Source organism: Actinomadura sp. NAK00032 (assembly GCF_013364275.1).
In the GTDB taxonomy this organism is placed as follows: domain Bacteria; phylum Actinomycetota; class Actinomycetes; order Streptosporangiales; family Streptosporangiaceae; genus Spirillospora.
The window spans coordinates 2,392,795-2,411,881 of record NZ_CP054932.1; the positions used below are offsets into that span (position 1 = coordinate 2,392,795).

Genomic DNA, 19,087 nt, shown 5'->3' on the forward strand with positions numbered 1-19,087 from the left:
CCGCCTTCTACGCGGCGGTCCACCTGGTGGGCGCGGTGACGCTGGGATCGCGACCGGGTACGGTCGCGCAGCTCGTGGCGGCGGGCGTCCTGCTCGCCTGCGTCGCCGTCGACAGCGGGGTGTTCGGGCTGCGCACGCCCATGTGGCGGCGGCAGACCCCGCAGCAGTACTTCTACCGCCTCGGCCCGACGCGGGGCGCGTTCCTGTGGGGGCTGGACACCGGCCTCGTCGTGACGACGTTCCGGGTCACCTCGCTCACCTGGGCGGCCCTCGCCGTGACGCTGCTCGGCCTGGTCCCCTGGTGGGCGGGCGTCGCGTACGCGGCGGGGTTCGTCCTGCCGAGCGCGGTGTTCGTCCTGCTCGTCCCGCCGCGCTCGGACCCGCTGGGCCCGCCCGAACCGGTCTGGCTGCTGGACCGGATCGGGGACTGGGAACCGCGGGTGCGGCGGGCGGCGCCGGTGCTGCTCGGCGCCGCCGCGGCCGCCCTGGCACTGTCCGCCTGACCGGCCGCCCCGGCGGGCGGGAGCGCTCAGCCGCGGCCCGCGAAGAAGGAGACGTCTTCGCGGGCCGCCGGCTCGCGCCCGGACCGCACCAGCAGCGGGACGTGCTGCCGCCGGGGGACGAACAGGTACCCCGGGAACGGGGTGTCGTGGCCGGGGCACGCCGTGAACGTGATCGCGTGGTCGCCTTCGGACGGAGTGCGCGCGTCCCGGGTCGCCTCGGCGTAGAGCAGGCCCGCCGCGTCGTGGTGGCCGGCGGGGATCGACAGCGTGGCCGTCGCCCCCGCCCGCACCAGGACGGCCGCCTTGTACCGGCCGTCGTGCCCGAACCCGGCCGGGTCGGCGTCCGCCCAGGCGCGCAGCCCCGGGATGACCAGGTCTCCGGCGACGAGGTCGTCCGGCCCGGCCCGGTAGGGGCCCGCGGTCTCCTCCGGGAACCAGGCGTTCCGGTTCGCGCAGTTCATGACGCGGGGGTTGGCGAGTGTGCCGGGTGGTTCCGTGCCCATGGGACGCTCCGTTCCACCGCCGGCCGGCTCCGCGCAGGCCGCCGCCGCGAGCAGCAGGCCGGCGAGGAGAAGCGCTCGCATGCGCATGGGGGCATTGTCCCCGAGAACCGGTGCCGCCGATAGGGGACGGCCCCGCCCGCCGCACCGGACCCCGGCACGGTTAGTGTCGGTTCATGTTCGCTGTCACGGCCACGCAGATCGACGCAGACAATCCGCTGAACGGGCTGACGCTGGGGGAGCGGCCCGATCCCGAGGTACCGGACGGCTGGACGACCGTCACGGTGAAGGCCGCCGCGCTCAACCACCACGACCTGTGGTCGCTGAAGGGCGTCGGCCTGCCCGCCGACAAGCTCCCGATGATCCTCGGCTGCGACGCCGCCGGGGTGGACGAGGACGGCAACGAGGTCATCGTCCACGCGGTGATCGGCGACCCGGACCGGGGCGGCGGCGACGAGACCCTCGACCCCAAGCGGTCGCTGCTGTCGGAGGTCCACCCGGGCACGCTCGCGGAGAAGGTCGCGGTGCCGCGCCGCAACCTCGTGCCCAAGCCCGCCGAGCTGTCGTTCGAGGAGGCGGCCTGCCTGCCGACGGCCTGGCTCACCGCCTACCGGATGCTGTTCGACAAGGCGGAGCTGCAGCCCGGGGCGTCGGTGCTGGTGCAGGGCGCCGGCGGCGGCGTGGCGTCGGCGGCGATCGCGCTGGCGTCGGCCGCCGGGCTCCGGGTCTACGCGACGAGCCGCAGCGAGGCCAAGCGCAAGCGCGCTCAAGAACTCGGCGCGGACGCCGCGTTCGAGTCCGGCGCACGGCTGCCGGAGCGGGTCGACGCCGTCATCGAGACCGTCGGGCAGGCGACCTGGTCGCACTCGCTGAAGTCGCTGCGGCCCGGCGGCCGGATCGTGGTGTCCGGCGCCACCAGCGGCCAGGTGCCGCCGGCGGAGCTGAACCGGGTGTTCTTCCTGCAGCTGTCGGTGGTCGGCTCCACCATGGGGACGCGGGCGCAGCTGGAGCGGCTCGCCCGGTTCCTGGTCAAGACCGGCACGAAGCCGCTGATCGACCGGACGCTGCCGCTGAACCGGGCCCGCGAGGGGTTCGCCGCCATGGCGGAGGGCGACCTCTTCGGCAAGATCGTCTTCACGCCGTGAGGCGGGAGCCGTGGCCGGGGCCCGCCCCGGTCACGGCTTCTTGCGGAACACCTCGTCGCGCAGCCGCTCGCGCGCCTCGTCCAGGACGGCCTGCGCGGCGGCGAGCCCGTCGTCGTCCAGCCGGGCCTTCTTCGCCGACTTGCGGACGTCCTCGACGAATGTGCGGAGCAGGCGCTCCAGCTTCAGGCGGGCGACGTCCTCGCGGGTGCCGATCGCCGTCTTCCAGGCGTCGTCCCAGTTCTGCCGCCACTCCTCCTTCCACGCCTGCTTCTGCTCGCGCCAGTAGTCCTTCTGGCGCTTCCACTCGTCCTTCTGGCGCTCGGTGGTCTCCTTCCACGCCTCCTTGGACGTGGTCTTGCCCTGGTCGCGCATCGTCCGCGCGGCCTGCGTCAGCTCCTCGCGCAGCGACCGGACGGTCTGCCGGACGTCCTCCTGCACGCCGCGGGCGAACTCCTGCGCCGAGGCGGAGATCTCCTCCTCCAGCTCGGCCAGCTCGTCCATCCGGCGCTCCAGCTCCTCGCGGCCCTTGTCGGTCAGCGAGTACACCTTCTTGCCCTTGACGACCTCGTGGGTGACCAGCCCCTCGGACTCCAGCCGGGCCAGCCGCGGGTAGATCGTGCCGGGGGAGGGCGAGTAGACCCCGAGGAACCGGTCCTGCAGCAGCCGGATCACCTCGTAGCCGTGCCGCGGGCTCTCCTCCAGCAGCTTCAGCAGGTACAGCCGCAGCCGACCGTGCCCGAAAACGGGGCTCACGCGTCTCACTTCTCCATTCGGGGGCCGGTGGTGATCTCCGGGTCGTCGTCGCGGCCGAGCAGGGTGACGGCGCCGGAGACGGTGTTGACCGTGAGCCGGCCGGCGCCGTCGCCGAGCTTGCCGGACACGCTCTGCGCGATCGTGCGGTCCTGCCGGCCGAGTTCGGGGAAGGACGTCTCGATCCGGCCGGCGGCGGAGCTGAGCGTGACCTGCGCGCCGGCGGACTCGGGGACGCGCAGCGCCACCTCGCCGGACACCGTGTTCACGTCGATCGCGCTGTCGGCGCCGAGGTCGAGGTCGGCGGCGATGCGGCCGCTGACCGTGCGGGCGCCGAGCCGGTCGACGGTGGCGCCGGCGAGGGACAGGTCGCCGGAGACGGAGGTGAAGGAGACCGTCCCGTCTAGGCCCTGGGCCTCGATCACGCCGGACACGGTGTTGGCGTCGATCGCGCCGGCCACACCGTCCAGCGTGACGTCGCCGGAGGCGCTCTTGATGGACGTGCGGGTCGTCATGCCGGTCACCACGGCGTCCGCGGACACGAGGTTCAGCGAGACCGGGCAGTCGTGCGGGACGGTCACCGTGATCGCGGCGCGCGCCTTGTGGGTGCGCAGCCAGGTCAGCACGCCCTCCCACAGCTTCTCGTGGGTGACGGTCAGCATCCCGGCCTCATGCGTGACCACCAGCGGCGGGCCCTCGACGTCGCCGACCATGATGGACGGGCGCTCGTCGGAGGCGAGCACCGAGACGCTGCCCGCGATGAGAGTGATGCGCAGCGCGACCACGCCGTCGAAGTCCAGGGTGGTCGGTTCCTCGATCGTCCAGCGTGACATCGCGATGCCCTTCGTCCGGCTCCACCGTCAGTAAACACGATATGTCGCGTCGCTGGAAAGTCAAGACATATCGCGTACGGTGCGCGGGTCAGTCGTCGTCATCGTCGTCCAATCGGGCGAGCCAGGTGGCGAGGCGGTCCACCGGGGTCTCGAACTCCGGGTTCAGGTCCACGAACTCGCGGAGGCGCTCGGCCAGCCACGTCAGGCTGACCTCCTCCGCGCCGCGCCGGTCCGTCAGCTCCTCGATGCCGCGATCGGTGAAGTACATGGCAGGTGGTCTTCTTTCTGCGCGTTCCGCCATCGGGACGCCGAGGGCTCCGGCGCGGTGCACCGGAGCCCTCGGGTCTACGCCCTTACGCCTGCTTCGCTCGTAGGTCTACTTCCGCTCGCGCCTACTTCCGCTCGTACGCCTACTTGTGCTCGCCGAACAGCCGCGCCAGGAGCGACTCCTGCTCCGCCTGGTGCAGCTTCGCCGACCCCACGGCCGGGGACGAGGACGCCGGGCGCGACACCCGCGACATCTTCAGCCCCTCGATGTGGTGCGGCAGCTTCAGCGCCATGAACGGCCAGGCGCCCATGTTCGCGGGCTCGTCCTGCACCCACACGACCTCGGTGCCGGCCGGGTACTTGGCCAGCTCCGCCTTGATCTCGTCGACCGGCGGCGGGTACAGCCGCTCGACCCGCACGACCGCGGTGTCGTTCGCGCCCGCCGACTGCCGGGCCTTCACCACGTCGTAGTAGATCTTGCCGGTGGTGAGCAGCACCCGCTTCACGCCCGCCGGGTCGACCGCCGGGTCGCTCTCCGGGATCACCGGCTGGAACACGCCGTCAGTGATCTCCTCGACCGGGGAGGTCGCCGCCTTCAGCCGCAGCAGCGACTTCGGCGTGAACACGATCAGCGGCTTGTTCCGGCCCGACAGCACCTGCCAGCGCAGCAGGTGGAAGTAGTTCGCCGGCGTGGTCGGGTACACCACGGTCATGTTGTCCTGCGCGCACAGCTGCAGGTACCGCTCGATCCGCGCGGACGAGTGGTCGGGCCCCTGGCCCTCGTAGCCGTGCGGCAGCAGCAGCACGACGCCGGAGTGCTGGCCCCACTTCTGCTCGCCGGACGAGATGTACTCGTCCACCACCGACTGGGCGCCGTTGGCGAAGTCGCCGAACTGGGCCTCCCAGCAGACCAGCGCGTCCGGGCGGGTCATCGAGTAGCCGTACTCGAAGCCCATCGCCGCGTACTCGCTGAGCAGCGAGTCGTGCACGTAGAACTTCGACACGCCCTGCCCGAACTGCTTGAGCGGCGTGTACTCCTCGCCGGTCCTGCGGTCGACGAGCACCGCGTGCCGCTGGCCGAACGTGCCGCGCCGGGTGTCCTGCCCGACGAGCCGCACCGGGCGGCCGTCGATCAGCAGCGAGCCCATCGCCAGCAGCTCGCCGGTCGCCCAGTCGATCGCGTCGTCCTCGATCATCTGGGCGCGGCGCTGCAGGATCGGCTGGAGCCGCGGGTGCGGGGTGAAGCCCTCCGGCAGGCTGACCTGCGTCTCGATGAGCCGCTTGACGGTCTCCGGCGGGATCGCCGTGCCGGCCTTGCCGTGGTCGATCGGGATGCGCTCCTCGACGTCCGGCTTCACGACCGAGCCCGGCTCCAGGGGCTTCTTCACCGCCTCGCGGGTCTCGGTGAAGGCCCGCTCCAGCTGCTCCTGGTAGTCGCGGAGCGCCTGCTCGGCCTCCTCGACCGTGATGTCGCCGCGGCCGATCAGCGCCTCGGTGTAGAGCTTGCGCACCGAGCGCTTCGCGTCGATCAGGTCGTACATCAGCGGCTGCGTGAACGAGGGGTTCTCGCCCTCGTTGTGGCCGCGCCGCCGGTAGCAGACCATGTCGACGACGACGTCCTTCTTGAACGTCTGCCGGTACTCGAACGCCAGCCGCGCCACCCGCGCGCACGCCTCCGGGTCGTCCCCGTTGACGTGGAAGATCGGCGCCTGGATCATCCGCGCGACGTCGGTCGCGTAGACGCTGGAGCGCGAGTACTCCGGCGCGGTGGTGAAGCCGACCTGGTTGTTGATGATGACGTGCACGGTGCCGCCGGTGCGGTAGCCGCGCAGCTGCGACAGGTTCAGCGTCTCGGCCACCACGCCCTGCCCGGCGAACGCGGCGTCGCCGTGGATCAGCACCGGCAGCACGGTGAAGCCGGCCTCGCCGACGTCCAGCACGTCCTGCTTGGCGCGGACGACGCCCTCCAGCACCGGGTCGACCGTCTCCAGGTGGGACGGGTTCGCGACCAGCTCGGTGTGGATCTTGGAGCCGTCGCTCGCCATGAAGTCGCCGGACGCGCCGAGGTGGTACTTCACGTCGCCGGAGCCCTGCGCGCTGCGCGGGTCGAGGTTGCCCTCGAACTCGCCGAAGATCTGCCCGTAGGACTTGCCGACGATGTTGGCCAGGACGTTCAGCCGGCCGCGGTGCGCCATCCCGATGACGACCTCGTCCAGGCTGTCCTTCGCCGCCGACGAGATCACCGAGTCCAGCAGCGGTATGACCGACTCGCCGCCCTCCAGCGAGAAGCGCTTCTGCCCGACGAACTTCGTCTGCAGGAACGTCTCGAACGCCTCGGCGCTGTTCAGCCGGCGCAGCACGTGCAGCTGCTCCTCGCGCGACGGCTTGTCGTGCGGGACCTCCACGCGCTCCTGGATCCAGGCGCGCTCCTCCGGGTCCTGGATGTGCATGTACTCGATGCCGACCGTCCGGCAGTACGCCATCCGCAGCACGCCGAGGATGTCGCGCAGCTTCATCGTCGGCTTGCCGCCGAACCCGCCCGTCGCGAACTCGCGCTCCAGGTCCCACAGGGTGAGGCCGTGCTTGAGGATGTCGAGGTCGGGGTGCCGGCGCTGCTTGTACTCCAGCGGGTCGGTGTCGGCCATCAGGTGGCCGCGGACCCGGTAGGCGTGGATCAGCTCGTGCACGCGGGCGACCTTGGCGACGTCGTCCTCGTGGGTGGCGGAGATGTCCTTGACCCAGCGCACCGGCTCGTACGGGATGCGCAGCGCCTCGAAGATCTCGTCGTAGAAGCCGTCCTCGCCGAGCAGCAGCTCGTGGATCCGGCGCAGGAAGTCGCCGGACTGCGCGCCCTGGATGATCCGGTGGTCGTAGGTGGAGGTCAGCGTCATGACCTTGCTGATCCCCATGCGCGACAGCGTCTCGCCGGACGCGCCGGCGAACTCCGCGGGGTACTCCATCGCGCCCACGCCGATGATCGTGCCCTGGCCGGGCATCAGCCGCGGCACCGAGTGGACCGTGCCGATCGTGCCCGGGTTCGTCAGGCTGATCGTCGTGCCCTGGAAGTCCTCCAGGGTGAGCTTGCCGCCGCGGGCCTTGCGGACGATCTCCTCGTAGGCGGCCCAGAACTGGCGGAAGTCCAGCGTCTCGGCGGCCTTGATGCTCGGCACCACGAGCTGCCGCGAGCCGTCGCTCTTCTGCAGGTCGATCGCCAGCCCGAAGTTCACGTGCTCCGGCCGGACGAGCACCGGCTTGCCGTCCACCTCGGTGAACGCGGCGTTCATCTCCGGCATCGCGGCGAGCGCCTTGACGATCGCGTACCCGATCAGGTGCGTGAACGAGACCTTGCCGCCCCGCCCGCGCTTCAGGTGGTTGTTGATGACGATGCGGTTGTCGATCAGCAGCTTCGCCGGGACGGCCCGCACGCTCGTCGCCGTCGGCACGCCGAGGCTGGCCTCCATGTTGGTGGCCGTCCGGGCCGCGACACCGCGCAGCCGGACCTCCTCCGCGCCCGCCGGCACCGGCGGCGGAGCAGGCTTCTCCGCCGCCTTCGGCGCCGGCTTCGCGGGTGCCTTCGGCGGTGCCACCGGGCGCTGCGGTGTCGGCGGAGCGGCCGGAGTGCCGTTCGCGGCCGCCCGGGCCGCGCTGTCGGTCGGCGCCTGGGGGGACGCGGGGGTCGCGGACGACGGCCGGCTGTCCGGCTGGTAGTCCGCGAAGAAGTTCCACCAGGCTTCGTCAACGGAGTTCGGGTCTTCGAGGTACTTCTGGTACAGCTCGTCGACCAGCCACTCGTTGGCGCCGAAATCTGTGATCTTGGGGTCGGCACTTGTTTGCGACGACTCTGTCGACACGGCGGAGATCGCCCTCTTCCGCAGCTCGCAGGTGAGTTCTGAGACGCACCCCAGGCTACCGTGTTTATTGCATTGCCCTCGGCGGTCGGCGCCTGGGGCGCCTCCCTTCCACGGGCACTGCGGCGATCGCTGCATCGCTTCGGCTCGCCTTGCGGCTCGCTTCGCGATCAGGTCCTCGCTTCGCTTGGACCTGGCTTCGCACGCGATCGCAACGCTCAGGTCGCTGCCGGCTCAGCTTACGGACGGTCTGCTTGCGGGTTGCCGCGTGGTGCTGTGGTGGCTTGGGTTCGTGCGTTGTCAGTGCGGGTTATGTGGGTTGTCAGTGCGTGTGGGGGGCCACCGTGGGGCCCTCGCTGGCCTGGATCAGGACGAAGCCCTGGCCCTGGTAGGCGAGCTGCATCGCCTCGCCGCTGCCCCGGCCGATCAGGGCGCCGGCCTTGAAGGTGCGGTTGACGCCCACCTGGAGGCTGGTGCTCCACGCCACGGCGGACTGGCCGTCGGCGAACGTGGGGGCGCGGCCGCAGTCGAGCATGACGGGCGTGCCGTGTGTGGTGAGCGCCACCCAGCCGGTGCCCTGCAGCGTGGTGTTGAACAGGCCGCCGGCGGCGATGCCCGCGCCCTGGACGCGCTGGATGTCGGACTGCAGGTGCGAGTCGTAGGCGAGGATGTTCTTGCCGTTGACGGTGATGCCCTCGTTCTCCAGGTAGAACAGGTGGATGTCGTCGGCGTCGTTCGCGGCGAACAGCAGGCCCTGGCCCTTGACGCGCATCAGCGGGACGCCCTCGCCGGTCAGGGCCTTCTTCATGAACTTGCCGATGCCGCCGGCGCCCTCGTAGTCGAACTCCATCTGGCCCTGGAACGCGACCATGGAGCCCTGCCGGGCCAGGACGTCCCCGTTCAGGTGGATCCGGAGCATCTTGGAGTTCTGGAGGGCGAAGTGGCCGGGAAGCTGCTGGCCCTGGTCGAGGTTGCCGAAGAACTGGCTGCGCATGGTCGGGCATGCCTTTCGTGCGGATTGGTGGAGATCCGCCAGCATAACGAGGTGGTGAGGTCAGCGGTTCCGGTCGTGGGGGGTCGTCCAGTCGATGGCCGGGCCCTTGGGGACCACGCCGGACGGGTTGATGTTGCGCTGCGTCACGTAGTAGTGGCGCTTGATGTGGTCGAAGTTCGTCGTCTCGCCGAAGGCGGGGATCGAGTAAAGGTCGCGCGCGTAGCCCCACAGGTTCGGGTAGTCGGCGACGCGGCGCAGGTTGCACTTGAAGTGGCCGTGGTAGACGGCGTCGAACCGGGCCAGGGTCGGGTACAGGCGGACGTCGGCCTCGGTGACGGCGTCGCCGAGCAGGTAGCGGCTGGTGGAGAGGCGCTCTTCGAGTTGGTCGAGGGTGCCGAAGAGGGCGTCGAACGCCTCCTCGTAGGCGTCCTGGGACGTGGCGAAGCCCGCCTTGTAGACGCCGTTGTTGACCGTCCTGTAGACGAGGTCGTTCAGCTCGTCGATCCGCGGGCGGAGCGCCTCGGGGTACAGGTCCGGCGCGCCGGGGCGGTGCAGCGCGGTGAACTCGGTCTCGAACGTGGTGGTGATGTTCGGGAAGTCGTTGGTGACCAGGCGCTCGGTCTCGGTGTCCCAGACGCAGGGGACGGTGTAGCGGCCCTGGAAGGACGGGTCGCGGGCGAGGTAGAGCTCGGAGAGGAACACCGCGCCGGTGACGGGGTCGGGGTCGGGGAACCGCCAGCCCCGCTCGTCCCGGATGGGGTCGACGACGGCGACGCTGATCGCGTCCTCCAGGCCGAGGAGGCGGCGGACGATCAGGGTGCGCTGCGCCCACGGGCACGCGTAGGAGACGAACAGCCGGTACCGGCCGGCCTCGGCGGGGTAGCCGGACGAGCCGTCCGCGGTGATCCGGTCGGTGAACCGGTTGGACTGCCGGACGAACCGGCCTCCCTCGACCTCCTGCACGCTCACGGCGCCTCCTCCGAAAAGCCGATGGGCCGGTCCGGATCTCGTCCTCGCGGCCGGTCCGGGGACGGGTCCCCGCGGCTACCATAACCGTCGGTGGCCGGAGCGAAACGGCCGCGACCTGTCCAGGCGCAGACGAGATGGCGGGGGTCCATGCTCGAACAATTCAACGCCCTGGTGGACGGGCTGCCGCCCGCGACGGTGTACCTGATCATCGCGGCGCTGGTGTTCGCCGAGGCGGCGCTGTTCGTCGGGTTCGTGTTCCCCGGCGAGACCGCGATCGTCGTCGGCGGGGTGCTCGCCAGCCAGGACGTGCTGTCGCTGCCGGTGCTGCTCGTCATCGCGGTCGTCGCGGCGGTCGCGGGCGACTCGGTCGGCTACGAGATCGGCCGCCGGTACGGGCCGCGGCTGCTGGACGTCAAGGTCATGCGCAAACATCGGGCCAAGGTCCACGGCGCGCAGGAGCTGATCCGCCGCCGGGGCGCGTTCGCGGTGTTCATCGGGCGGTTCACCGCGCTGCTGCGGGCGCTGATGCCGGCGCTGGCGGGCAGCTCGCGGCTGCCGTATCCGAAGTTCCTGGTGTTCAACGTCATCGGCGGCGTGACCTGGGTGGTGACGTTCACGCTCGGCGGCTACTTCGCGGGCGCGGCGTTCGAGCACGCGGCGAAGCAGGCGGGCCGGGGCCTCGCGATCGGGCTCGCGGTGGCGGCCGTCGTCGGGCTGGCGGTGTGGAGCGTCCGCAAGCGCCGCAAGGAGGCGCGCGAGGAGGCCGCGGCCGAGGCGGCGGAGGATGCGGCGGACGCCGCGGCGGCCGAGCCCGCGCGGACGCTGCCGTAGGGCTCAGATGTGCATCCGGCCGCTGATCATCGGCAGGTCGAGGTAGGTGCGGATCCCGGGCTCGGCGGCGCACACGGCCGGGACGGAGTTCAGCGCGTGCGCGGACGCGGCGGAGATCACGTCGGAGGCCCAGTCCTGGTCGACCGCCAGTGTCAGCGCGGGGCGGCCGTCCACGCGGAGCGAGTAGCCGGGGCGGCCCCACTCGTCCGACATGCGGGCGGCGTCGGCCTTGTGCACCACCTCGACGGTGATCACGGGGCGGCCGGCGGCGAGGCCGCTGAACGTCCAGCGGGCCGCGGCGACGGTGCCGTGCGGGATCGGCCCGGCGGCGGTGGCGAGGTCGGTGCCGGCGAGCCGGTAGTCGACGTCCACGTCGATCTCGTCGAGGTCGACGCCGAGCCCGGCCGCGACGAGGTGCAGGCTCTCGGCGAACTGCGCGCGCATCGCCGCCCGGTTCGGCCGCAGCGCGCGCTGGTAGGCCTCCTCGGTCTTGCCGAAGCCGAGCATCTCGTGGACCATCCGCCAGGACGGGTGCCGGGCGAAGTCGGAGCACTCGCGGGCGTACACGTGGGTGATGCGCCGGGACAGCCGCGACAGCACGAGCGGCATGACGTCGGCCATGAAGCCGCCGCTCACCCCGCTGCCGTGCACGGACGTCCCGCCCCGCTTGCACGCCTGCTCCAGCTCGCCGGCGAACTGGGGGCCGTGCGCGCGGGGGTAGACCAGCCCGCTGAGGGAGACCAGGTTCTTGCCGGACGCCAGCAGCGCGCAGATCGTGTCGAGCTCGGTGAACCGGTCGTGCACGGGGCTCGGGGCGTAGATGACGCAGTCGGCGTCCAGCGCGAGGATGTCGGCGATGTCGCGGGTCGCGGCGATCCCGATCGGGGCGCGCCCGGCGAGGGCCCCGGCGTCGGCGCCGTCCTTGGCGGGGCTGTGCACCCAGACGCCGGCGAGCTCCATGTCGTCGCGGTCGAGGACGCCCCTGATCGCGCTGCGTCCGATGGCGCCCGTCGCCCATTGCACGACGCGGTAGGGGCGGCGGCCGGTGCCCGGCGCGGCGGCGGCGATCATCGGGTCGGGACCTCCGTTGCTCCTCGCGGCTCCGCTGGAGACTACGCGGTGACTCCGGCGGATTGCGGCATTCAGCGCAACTTCCCTCTGGCTCCATCGTACGCGGGGAGGACCCCGGTGCGGCGCGGCCGAGCGAGATTCGGTTTAGTGGTACCACTCGGTGGCCCCGGATGGTTGTCTGGTGGCCAGGTCTCGATGTGAGGGAGATGCGAATGTCGGAACTGCGCTACGACGGCCGGGTCGCGGTCGTGACCGGGGCCGGCCACGGTCTCGGGCGGCAGCACGCCCTGGAGCTCGCCGCGCGCGGCGCCAAGGTCGTCGTGAACGACCTCGGCGGCGACCGGTCCGGTGTCGGCGCCTCCGCGGGCCCCGCCCAGGAGGTCGTGGACGAGATCAAGAAGAACGGCGGCGAGGCCGTCGCGAACCCCGACAACGTCGCGACCCCCGAGGGCGCGCAGGCCGTGATCCAGAGCGCGCTGGACGCGTTCGGCAAGGTCGACATCGTCGTCAACAACGCCGGCATCCTGCGCGACAAGTCGTTCAAGAACATGTCCGTCGAGGAGTTCGACGCGGTCATCGCCGTCCACCTGCGCGGCTCGTTCCTGGTCTCCAGCGCCGCCTGGCCGCACCTGCGCGAGCAGGGCTTCGGCCGGATCGTGAACACCTCGTCCCCGGCGGGCCTGTTCGGCAACTTCGGCCAGGCCAACTACTCCACCGCCAAGATGGGCCTGGTCGGGTTCACCAAGACCCTCGCCCAGGAGGGCGCGAAGTACAACATCAAGGCCAACGCGATCGCCCCGGTCGCGTGGACCCGGATGACCGAGGACCTGCTGCCCGCCGACTTCGCCGACAAGCTCGGCGTCGACCAGGTGACGCCGCTCGTCGCGTGGCTGGTGCACGAGTCCAACGAGGACTCCGGCGAGGTCTACACGGTCGGCGGCGGCCGGATCGCGAAGATCTTCGTCGCGGAGGGCCCCGGCTACGGCCAGAACAGCACGCTGTCGGTGGAGGACGTCCGGGACAACTGGGCGGCGATCAGCGCCAACGAGCCGCTGACGGTGTTCAGGAACGTGGGCGAGCAGATGGGCCCCCTGATCCAGCAGCTCACCTCCTGAGCCGTTGGGCGGGATCAAGCTCGACCGGCGGGACGGGGTGGTCACCATCACCCTGTCCCGGCCGGAGCGCCTGAACGCCGTCGACGGCGCCCTCACCGAGGAGATGCTCGACGCCCTCAACGAGCTGGCGCGCGACCCGTCCACCCACGTGGTCGTGCTCACCGGCGAGGGCCGCGGGTTCTGCTCGGGCATGGACATCCAGGGCGGCGACCCGGGCGGCGAGACCGCCGAGGGCCGCGTGCAGCGGCTCTACCGGGGCATCGCGCGCGGCGCCGAGGTGACCGCGCGGCTGCGGGAGATCCCGCAGCCGGTGATCGCGGCGCTGCACGGCCCGGTCGCGGGCATGGGCGTGTCCTGGGCGCTGGCCAGCGACCTGCGCGTCGCCGACCCGACCACCCGGTTCGTCATCCCGTTCACGAACCTCGGCCTGTCGGCCGGCGACTGCGGCCTGTCCTGGCTGCTGCCCCGGATGATCGGCCCGGCCAAGGCCGCGGAGCTGTCCTACCGCGCCCAGCGCCTGGACGTGACCCGCGCCGACGAACTCGGCCTGATCACCGAGATCACCCCCGAGGGCGGCGACCAGGCGGCCGCGCAGACGCTCGCCGACGAACTGCTCACCAAGTCCCCGTACGGCCTGCGCCGCACGAAGGAACTGCTCAACGCGTCCCTGGACGCCCCCGGCCTCCGCCGCCAGCTCATGGCGGAGACGGCCGTCCAGACGCTCGCCTTCTTCAGCGAGGACCTCGCGGAGGGCATGACGGCGACACTCCAAAAGCGCCCGCCGAACTTCAAGAACTGTTGACTCCCTGTTTGCCCAGGGGGGGCGACCCCCTGGAACCCCCGTCAACGGACGAGAGGCCGTTTCCCGAGCCGCTGGCGCGTCTCGTGAAACGGCCTCTCGGCCGGCGGGCCGGGCGGCCTCCGGGCGCTGGGCGCCCTCCGGCCGCCCGGCCCGTGGCCGGGGTGCTTCTTCGGCCGCCCCGCCCGTGGCCTGGGTGCCCTCCGGCTGCCCGCCCGTGGCTAGTCGGCCAGGGCGGTGGAGAGGGCTTCTACGTAGCGGAGGGCGGTTAGGCGGGCTAGGGCCGGGTGCGCGCCCAGGGGAGCGGAGTGGGCGGCGCCGACGGCGGCCGCGGCGGGGGCGGTGAGGGCCGCCTCCGGCTCGGTGCCGATCAGGTGCGGGGCGAGGGCGATCGACGTGGCGCCCGCCATGCGCAGCTGGTCCGCGGCGGCCTTGACCGACGCCTCGTCGTTCAGGGAGGCGGTGAAGACCGGCGCGGCCAGCCGGGAGGCCAGCAGCACGCTGGTGACCTCGGCCTGCCGGACGGCGGTCGCGTCGCCCGGCGTCGCGACGATGACGCCGGACGCGGCGGTCACCATCGTCATCAGCCGGATGCGGTCGGCGCGGGCGAGGCCCGCGTCGGCGAGCCGGTCGTGCAGCGCCTCGGCGATCAGCGGGTGCGGGCCGAGCGGCTCGGCGGCGACGGCGCGCACCGGCGCGGCCGCCACCGCGGCCTGCACGGCGTGGTCGAGCGCCGGGTCGGGGCCGGTGGACAGCGGGACCACGACGGCCGCCAGCTCGTCCTGCTCCTGGCGCAGCCCGGCGAGCACGCCGTGCAGCGGGGCCTCGGCGCCGTCCAGGTGCCCGACGTAGGCGGGCTGGCCGGTGTGCTCTATCTCGACGAGCCGGGCCAGCTCGGCGCCGACCTCGGCGCCGGCCTGCCGGGCGTGCCCGGGCACGGCCAGGATGAGCGTGGGGGAAGCGGGGGGCAGCAGGAAGGACTCGTCGCCGCGGTGCCGGCCGCCGCGGGGGGTGCGGCGCCGTCGCGACGGCAGTGCGTCGGATGCCTGGCTTTCGGGACTCACGGCGGGCATCGTAACGCCCTCCGGGCCCGGAGCCGTCCTCCCGTCCCGGCCTCCGTCGTTGCCTGTATGGATCGCGGATCTCCTTTCCGTGCCGGCGCGACGCGAACGGTGGTGGCGCGAGCGTGGTGGCGCGTGCGGTGATGAAGAAGCAGAGTATGGCGCAATGTCCGCGAGCAACAGGGGGAAATGAAGTAAATTGTCCGGATTTGCCGCTATCTGCTTGCGGAAGCCGCGACAAGATCACTCCCGCCGCGGGCATCGCCGCAGGTGACACGGAATGGTGCCAATGCGTCCGAAAGGCGCCAAAGGGGTTGCGGTCTCGTCGCGGGCCGCCTTTATGATCCAGGGACCCGCCACGACGGAACGGTCGAGGTCCCATGAAATCCCCCCGTACGCGCTCGATCCGCTCGAAGGTGACGGCGCTGCTGCTCGTGCCGCTGCTCTCGCTGGTGGCGCTGTGGGGGTACGCCGCGAGCGTCACCGGACGGGACGCGCTCGCCCAGCGCAAGTACCACACGCTCGACCGCGTGTTCGGGCCGAGCGGCCAGGGCCTCCTGGTGGAACTGGGCAAGGAGCGCCAGTCCTCGGCCGTCTTCCTGAGCACTCCGCGCTCCACGCCCGGCGTGCCCGTCACGCTCGTCGCCCAGCGCACGCGCGTCGACAAGGCCGTCGAGCACTTCCGTCATGAGGCCACGTCGGACGCGGCGCGGGGCGCCACCGACGAGGAGATGAAGAGCCGCGTCACCGACGTCCTGCGGGCGCTCGGCGGGCTGGGCGGCCTGCGCTCCGCCGTCGACGGGCGGCTCGTCGACCGGCTGACGGCGGTCAACGGCTACAGCACGATGGTCGACGACCTGCACCGGCTCTACGACGGCCTGGTGGTCATCGACGACTCCGGCCTCTACAACTGGATGCTGGCCACCCGGCACGCCGCCCGCGGCATGGAGCTGCTGCAGCGCGAGAACGCGCTGATCGCCTCCGCGCTCGTCACCAAGGGCCGGCTGACGCCCGCCGAGCACCGGCTGTTCGTCGAGATGACCGGCGAGCAGCGCTGGCAGTGGATCAAGCAGCGCACGCTGCTCGACCCGGTCGTCTACCGCACCGGGACCGCGCCGGTCTTCGCGTCCCGCCGCTACCAGGACTTCAAGGCCATCGAGGACCGCATCGCCGCCGCGGACCCGCGCAAGCCGCTGCCCGTCGGGGAGGCGGAGTGGCGCCGCACCGCCGACCCGCTCGTGGCCGCCGTCAGCGGGATGGTGCTCGCCGGCTCCAAGGGCGCCGCCGAGCAGGCCGACCGGCGCGGCCGCGACGCCTACGTGCGGCTCGGCGCCGTCGGCGGCCTCGGCCTGCTGGCGATCGCCGCCTCGGTGCTGCTGTCGCTGCGGTTCGCGCGCGGGTTCGTCCGCGAGCTGGTCGGCCTGCACGGCTCCGCCGAGGAGCTGGCCGAGCGGCGGCTGCCCGGCGTCGTCGCGCGGCTCGGCCGCAACGAGAGCGTGGACGTCGCCGCCGAGGCGCCCGCCCTGCCCGCGGGCGGTACCACCGAGATCTCCCGGCTCGCCGGCGCGTTCTCCAAAGTCCAGCGGACGGCGGTCGACGCCGCCGTCGGCCAGGCCGAGCTGCGCGCCGGCGTCAGCCGCATCTTCCTCAACATCGCCCGCCGCAACCAGTCGCTGCTGCACCGCCAGCTCACGATGCTGGACGGCCTGGAGAGCCGCGCCGAGGCCGACGACCTGGAAGACCTGTTCCGCATCGACCACCTCACCACCCGGATGCGGCGACACGCGGAGAGCCTGATCATCCTGTCCGGCGCGACGCCCGGCCGCGGCTGGCGGCGGCCCGTGCGGTTCGCCGACGTGCTGCGCGCCGCCGTGTCGGAGATCGAGGACTACACCCGCGCCACCGTGCTCACCGACTCCGAGGACGGCCTGGTCGGCGCCGCCGTCACCGACGTCGTCCACCTGCTCGCCGAGCTGATCGAGAACGCGGCGGCGTTCTCCCCGCCCAGCACCGAGGTGCGGGTCAAGGCCGAGCGGGTCGGCACCGGGTTCGCCGTCGAGATCGAGGACCGCGGGCTCGGCGTCCGTCCCGAGCTGCTCGCCGAGGCCAACCGGCGGCTCGCCGACCCGCCCGAGTTCGACCTCGTCGACACCGACCAGCTGGGCCTGTTCGTCGTCGCGCGGCTCGCGGCCCGGCACGGCATCGCGGTGACGCTGCAGCGGTCCCCGTACGGCGGCGTGACGGCGATCGTCCTGCTGCCGCACGAGCTGGTGGTCCCGGCGGAGCAGCTGGCGGCGGGCGCGCCGGAGGCCGGCTCGCCGCTCGACACCGTCACCGACGGCGCGGTGGGCGCGGCCCTGGTGCCGGCGCCGCGGTCCGAGGCCGTCGTCCCGCTGCGCGACGCGCCGCCGGCGGACGCCGGGCCGGTGGAGGGCGCCGGGCCGGTGGAGGGCGCCGGGCCGGTGGAGGCGCCGCCGGCGCTGCCCAGGCTCACCGGCCCGTGGGGCGATCCGGGGCGGCCGGTGCTCGCGGCCCCGCCGCGTCCCGCCCCGAATCCCTGGTCGGACGAGGCCGGCACGGAAGTCGGCAGGGAAGTCGGCACGGAAGTCGGCAGGGAAGACGGCGCGGTGGACGGCAGGGAAGACGGCACTGCCGGCGGCGCGGACACCGGCGGCGACGACTGGCGGCCCGCGGGGACCCACAAGGGGCTGCCCCGCCGGGTCAGGCAGAAGAACCTGGCACCGCAGCTGCGCGAGCGCCCGGCGCCGCGCCCGGCGGCGCAGGCAGGGGCGGGCGCGTCCGGGGGCGTCGCACGCTCCCCGGAGGAGGCGCGCTCGCTGATGGCATCGATTCAGCAGGGTTGGCGGCGCGGCCGCGCGACGGATGTGGGGGATGAGGAAACCCGATGATGCACAACACCGCGACCGGTGAACTGAACTGGCTGCTCAACGACTTCGCCGAGCGGGTGACGACGGTGCGGCAGGCGGTGATCCTGTCCCGGGACGGGCTGGCCGTGGCCGCCTCGAACGAGCTGGCCCGCGAGGACGCCGAGCACCTGTCCGCGCTGGCGTCCGGGGTGCAGAGCCTCGCGCGCGGCGCGGGCCGGCACTTCGCCGGCGGCAACGTCCGGCAGACCATCATCGAGATGGACGCGCTGCTGCTGTTCGTGACCGCCGCGGGCGACGGCACCTGCCTCGCGGTGCTCGCCGAGGCCGAGGCCGACGCCGGCCTCGTCGCCTACGAGATGGCGGTGCTGGTCAAGCGCGTCGGCCAGCATCTGCAGGCGGGCCCGCGGTTCGGCGCGGACGCGGCCGGCACGGACTTCGGCGGCGCCGGGGGGCCCGCGCCACGGGTCTACTGAGGACCGCCGACCGATGGACCCGTCGGCAGAGCGGTGGCTGGACCGGGACGCCGGCCCGGTCGTGCGCCCGTACGCGCGGACCCGGGGCCGGACCCGCCCCGCCGGCCCCGGCTTCGAGCTGATCGCGGTGGTCGCCGCCACCGGCGTCCCGGCCGGCGACCGGCTGCGCTACAGCCCCGACCACGCGCGGGTGCTGCGCCGCTGCGCCGCGCCCGTCCCGGTCGTCGACCTCGCGAGCGACCTCGGGCTGCCGATCGGCGTCGTCCGGGTGCTGCTCGGCGACCTGCGGGACGAGGGGCTCGTCGCGGTGGTCGCCGAGGAGCGGTCCGCGGCGGGCCGCCGCCCGCCGAGCGGCGTGCTGAGGGAGGTGCTCAATGGCCTCCGCGCACTCTGAGGGAACGGTCCCGGCGGTCCGGCCGCCGATCACGACCAAGATCCTCATCGCCGGCGGGTTCGGTGCCGGCAAGACCACCATGGTCGGCTCGATCAGCGAGATCCGGCCGCTGCACACCGAGGAGCCGCTGACCGACCGCGGCGCCGGGGTGGACGACGTGTCCGGCGTCGGCGCCAAGACGACCACGACCGTCGCCATGGACTTCGGCCGCATCACGCTCTCCGACCAGCTGCTGCTCTACCTGTTCGGCACGCCCGGCCAGGAGCGGTTCTGGTTCATGTGGGACGAGCTGGCGGCCGGCGCGATCGGCGCCGTGGTCATCGCCGACACCCGGCGGCTGGCCGGCAGCTTCCCGGCCGTCGACTACTTCGAGCGGCGCGGCATCCCGTTCGTCGTCGCGGTGAACTGCTTCGGCGGGATCCGGACGCACCGCGCCGAGGACGTCGCGATCGCGCTCGACCTCGACCCCGGCGTCCCGGTGCTGCCGTGCGACGTCCGCCGCCGCGAGTCGTCGAAGGAGGTGCTCGTCGCGCTGATGGAGCACGTGCTGACCTGGCCCGACCCCGGGGAGCCCGCGGCCGGTGATCGGTTGCCCGATCATCGTGAAGCCGCGACGTAGTAGGCTCCCGCACACCCCCGTACTCCA

General features: G+C 72.6%; 18 protein-coding genes. 9 read left to right on the plus strand and 9 right to left on the minus strand.

Features of this window, described 5'->3' with window-relative positions; genetic code table 11:
* The first annotated feature begins 35 nt into the window (after positions 1 to 35).
* On the plus strand, positions 36 to 503 hold the full coding sequence (locus tag HUT06_RS11205; protein ID WP_176195664.1) for a hypothetical protein: 468 nt from the start codon (positions 36 to 38) through the stop codon (positions 501 to 503).
* A 26-nt stretch (positions 504 to 529) separates the two neighbouring features.
* Here the strand turns inward: HUT06_RS11205 and HUT06_RS11210 are convergent, their stop codons facing one another.
* Positions 530 to 1,093, minus strand: coding sequence for a hypothetical protein (locus HUT06_RS11210; protein ID WP_176195665.1), 564 nt, complete (start codon positions 1,091 to 1,093; stop codon positions 530 to 532).
* An 86-nt stretch (positions 1,094 to 1,179) separates the two neighbouring features.
* On the opposite strand from HUT06_RS11210, the gene HUT06_RS11215 reads away from it, so the two are divergent.
* Positions 1,180 to 2,148 carry a zinc-binding dehydrogenase gene (locus HUT06_RS11215; RefSeq protein ID WP_176195666.1) on the plus strand — a complete coding sequence of 323 codons (969 nt, stop codon included), beginning with the start codon at positions 1,180 to 1,182 and terminating at the stop codon, positions 2,146 to 2,148.
* 30 nt (positions 2,149 to 2,178) lie between these two features.
* Here the strand turns inward: HUT06_RS11215 and HUT06_RS11220 are convergent, their stop codons facing one another.
* The 6 genes from HUT06_RS11220 to HUT06_RS11245 all read right to left on the minus strand — a co-directional run bounded on the left by HUT06_RS11220 (position 2,179) and on the right by HUT06_RS11245 (position 9,809).
* Positions 2,179 to 2,901, minus strand: coding sequence for a PadR family transcriptional regulator (locus tag HUT06_RS11220; RefSeq protein ID WP_176195667.1), 723 nt, complete (start codon positions 2,899 to 2,901; stop codon positions 2,179 to 2,181).
* A 5-nt stretch (positions 2,902 to 2,906) separates the two neighbouring features.
* Positions 2,907 to 3,731 (minus strand): DUF4097 family beta strand repeat-containing protein, encoded by an 825-nt coding sequence (locus HUT06_RS11225; protein WP_176195668.1) that lies wholly within the window; start codon positions 3,729 to 3,731, stop codon positions 2,907 to 2,909.
* Positions 3,732 to 3,819: 88 nt separating this feature from the next.
* A complete protein-coding gene (locus tag HUT06_RS11230; protein WP_138638061.1) occupies positions 3,820 to 3,999 on the minus strand; it encodes a DUF6104 family protein in 180 nt (59 codons plus the stop codon).
* A 142-nt stretch (positions 4,000 to 4,141) separates the two neighbouring features.
* Positions 4,142 to 7,849 (minus strand): multifunctional oxoglutarate decarboxylase/oxoglutarate dehydrogenase thiamine pyrophosphate-binding subunit/dihydrolipoyllysine-residue succinyltransferase subunit, encoded by a 3,708-nt coding sequence (locus tag HUT06_RS11235; RefSeq protein ID WP_176195669.1) that lies wholly within the window; start codon positions 7,847 to 7,849, stop codon positions 4,142 to 4,144.
* A gap of 319 nt (positions 7,850 to 8,168) precedes the next feature.
* Entirely contained in the window at positions 8,169 to 8,840 is a 672-nt protein-coding gene (locus HUT06_RS11240; RefSeq protein ID WP_176195670.1) for an AIM24 family protein, read from the minus strand.
* Positions 8,841 to 8,900: 60 nt separating this feature from the next.
* Entirely contained in the window at positions 8,901 to 9,809 is a 909-nt protein-coding gene (locus HUT06_RS11245; RefSeq protein ID WP_176195671.1) for a glutathione S-transferase family protein, read from the minus strand.
* Positions 9,810 to 9,956: 147 nt separating this feature from the next.
* Between HUT06_RS11245 and HUT06_RS11250 the strand changes: the two genes are divergently transcribed.
* Positions 9,957 to 10,640: a DedA family protein gene (locus HUT06_RS11250; RefSeq protein WP_176195672.1), complete on the plus strand. Its 684-nt coding sequence runs from the start codon at positions 9,957 to 9,959 to the stop codon at positions 10,638 to 10,640.
* Between the two features lie 3 nt (positions 10,641 to 10,643).
* Here the strand turns inward: HUT06_RS11250 and HUT06_RS11255 are convergent, their stop codons facing one another.
* The gene (locus tag HUT06_RS11255; protein WP_176195673.1) at positions 10,644 to 11,711 is read right to left on the minus strand and encodes a dihydrodipicolinate reductase; all 1,068 of its coding nucleotides are present in this window, start codon (positions 11,709 to 11,711) and stop codon (positions 10,644 to 10,646) included.
* Positions 11,712 to 11,923: 212 nt separating this feature from the next.
* Here HUT06_RS11255 and HUT06_RS11260 point away from each other — a divergent pair, with 212 nt between their 5' ends.
* Positions 11,924 to 12,826, plus strand: coding sequence for an SDR family oxidoreductase (locus HUT06_RS11260; protein ID WP_176195674.1), 903 nt, complete (start codon positions 11,924 to 11,926; stop codon positions 12,824 to 12,826).
* Between the two features lie 4 nt (positions 12,827 to 12,830).
* Positions 12,831 to 13,628, plus strand: a complete 798-nt coding sequence (locus tag HUT06_RS11265) for an enoyl-CoA hydratase/isomerase family protein (RefSeq protein WP_176195675.1) — start codon at positions 12,831 to 12,833, stop codon at positions 13,626 to 13,628.
* 218 nt (positions 13,629 to 13,846) lie between these two features.
* Here the strand turns inward: HUT06_RS11265 and HUT06_RS11270 are convergent, their stop codons facing one another.
* A complete protein-coding gene (locus tag HUT06_RS11270; RefSeq protein ID WP_176195676.1) occupies positions 13,847 to 14,689 on the minus strand; it encodes a sirohydrochlorin chelatase in 843 nt (280 codons plus the stop codon).
* A gap of 377 nt (positions 14,690 to 15,066) precedes the next feature.
* Here HUT06_RS11270 and HUT06_RS11275 point away from each other — a divergent pair, with 377 nt between their 5' ends.
* From HUT06_RS11275 to HUT06_RS11290, 4 genes are read left to right on the plus strand one after another with little or no spacing between them, the layout of a single operon-like run.
* Positions 15,067 to 17,595, plus strand: coding sequence for a sensor histidine kinase (locus tag HUT06_RS11275; RefSeq protein WP_176195677.1), 2,529 nt, complete (start codon positions 15,067 to 15,069; stop codon positions 17,593 to 17,595).
* Entirely contained in the window at positions 17,592 to 18,047 is a 456-nt protein-coding gene (locus HUT06_RS11280; protein ID WP_254715115.1) for a roadblock/LC7 domain-containing protein, read from the plus strand. Before HUT06_RS11275 ends, HUT06_RS11280 begins: the two co-directional genes overlap by 4 nt.
* 13 nt (positions 18,048 to 18,060) lie before the next feature.
* Complete coding sequence (locus HUT06_RS11285) at positions 18,061 to 18,441, plus strand: DUF742 domain-containing protein (protein ID WP_176195678.1); 381 nt, start codon at positions 18,061 to 18,063, stop codon at positions 18,439 to 18,441.
* Positions 18,422 to 19,060: an ATP/GTP-binding protein gene (locus tag HUT06_RS11290; protein WP_176195679.1), complete on the plus strand. Its 639-nt coding sequence runs from the start codon at positions 18,422 to 18,424 to the stop codon at positions 19,058 to 19,060. The genes HUT06_RS11285 and HUT06_RS11290 overlap by 20 nt, the downstream gene beginning before the upstream one ends.
* The last annotated feature ends 27 nt before the right edge of the window (positions 19,061 to 19,087 follow it).

Coding starts and splice junctions, on each gene's coding strand:
- HUT06_RS11215 (WP_176195666.1), top strand. CDS start 1,180: ATGTTCGCTGTCACGGCCACGCAGATCGACGCAGACAATCCGCTGAAC.
- HUT06_RS11280 (WP_254715115.1), top strand. CDS start 17,592: ATGATGCACAACACCGCGACCGGTGAACTGAACTGGCTGCTCAACGAC.
- HUT06_RS11210 (WP_176195665.1), bottom strand. CDS start 1,093: ATGCGCATGCGAGCGCTTCTCCTCGCCGGCCTGCTGCTCGCGGCGGCG.
- HUT06_RS11255 (WP_176195673.1), bottom strand. CDS start 11,711: ATGATCGCCGCCGCCGCGCCGGGCACCGGCCGCCGCCCCTACCGCGTC.
- HUT06_RS11250 (WP_176195672.1), top strand. CDS start 9,957: ATGCTCGAACAATTCAACGCCCTGGTGGACGGGCTGCCGCCCGCGACG.
- HUT06_RS11240 (WP_176195670.1), bottom strand. CDS start 8,840: ATGCGCAGCCAGTTCTTCGGCAACCTCGACCAGGGCCAGCAGCTTCCC.
- HUT06_RS11230 (WP_138638061.1), bottom strand. CDS start 3,999: ATGTACTTCACCGATCGCGGCATCGAGGAGCTGACGGACCGGCGCGGC.
- HUT06_RS11225 (WP_176195668.1), bottom strand. CDS start 3,731: ATGTCACGCTGGACGATCGAGGAACCGACCACCCTGGACTTCGACGGC.
- HUT06_RS11260 (WP_176195674.1), top strand. CDS start 11,924: ATGTCGGAACTGCGCTACGACGGCCGGGTCGCGGTCGTGACCGGGGCC.
- HUT06_RS11285 (WP_176195678.1), top strand. CDS start 18,061: ATGGACCCGTCGGCAGAGCGGTGGCTGGACCGGGACGCCGGCCCGGTC.
- HUT06_RS11275 (WP_176195677.1), top strand. CDS start 15,067: ATGAAATCCCCCCGTACGCGCTCGATCCGCTCGAAGGTGACGGCGCTG.
- HUT06_RS11290 (WP_176195679.1), top strand. CDS start 18,422: ATGGCCTCCGCGCACTCTGAGGGAACGGTCCCGGCGGTCCGGCCGCCG.